Source organism: Treponema sp. R80B11-R83G3, from assembly GCF_054786115.1.
Window position 1 is genome coordinate 1 of the sequence record NZ_BDHF01000285.1, and the last position, 974, is coordinate 974.

Genomic DNA, 974 nt, shown 5'->3' on the forward strand with positions numbered 1-974 from the left:
ACCTAAGCTAGAGCAGGGGGCTGACCTAGGCTAGAGCAGAAGGCTGACCTAAGCCAGAGCAGGGGGCTGACCTAACCTAGCGCAGAACCCTGACCTAAGCTAGAGCAGGGGGCTGACCTTATAGCGAAAAAAGTCTAGCCTGTTTTATTTGCCCATGATACAATAAAAACATGGAGCTTGATTTTGAAATAGACAAAATAACCGCATCAATAGAAAACGCCGAAACAGGCGAAGCATTGAAAACATTAGTCTTACCTGTCAATCAAGAAGAACTGAACAAAGTAAATAAAAAAAACGGCGCTTATCGAACATTATGAAAAAACACTCGGTGCGGTGCATTTAGGCGGAGGCTTAATGGCAATTCAGGAAGAAGACGCAAAAAATCTGATAGACAAATATTTTTAACAGGAGGAAGTTATGTATAATCTTGACACCGGCGAAGAAGTAGATTTAGATTTGTTTCTTAATGCTCTTGAAAACGAAGAAATCATTATTGACGGCAGAAGTTTAACCGAACAAGACAAGGAAGAAATCGACAAGAAAATTGCAATGCACAAAGAAATGCAAAAAACCAGGGTAAAAGAGCCTGTTTTAGCTCTGAGTTGAAAATGATTATTCAAATTATCACGACAATAGGTCTTTTCGCTCTAGCAGGGTTTCTCTGGTATATCTTCTTTAAATCCCGTAAAAACGCAGGCTCAAAAGTATAGCCTTCTCAAAGTATCTGTTACCGCTTTTCCGTAGCTTACCATATCTTGTAAGGCACACAATAATGTATGGTAGTCATAATGATAAAATGCTAATTACCGCTAGAAGATGTATGCCGAATAAATTCCTTGAGTACAGTCAGGGCAGGGCTGCGGGTGGCAAAAACATCTTCTGGAATTCCTCGCCGTAGGAGACTTGGGAATAAAACAAAGAAAATTCAGAGAATAATGTTCGGCGACGTACCCTAGATAAAGCTTTCTAACTAC

General features: G+C 40.1%; 2 protein-coding genes. Both read left to right on the forward strand.

Annotated elements, in window-relative coordinates; translation table 11 throughout:
* Nucleotides 1-170: 170 nt before the first annotated feature.
* A complete protein-coding gene (locus ACYVRH_RS13345; protein ID WP_461257384.1) occupies nucleotides 171-317 on the forward strand; it encodes a hypothetical protein in 147 nt (48 codons plus the stop codon).
* A gap of 100 nt (nucleotides 318-417) precedes the next feature.
* The gene (locus ACYVRH_RS13350; RefSeq protein WP_461257385.1) at nucleotides 418-606 is read left to right on the forward strand and encodes a hypothetical protein; all 189 of its coding nucleotides are present in this window, start codon (nucleotides 418-420) and stop codon (nucleotides 604-606) included.
* Nucleotides 607-974 lie beyond the last annotated feature (368 nt).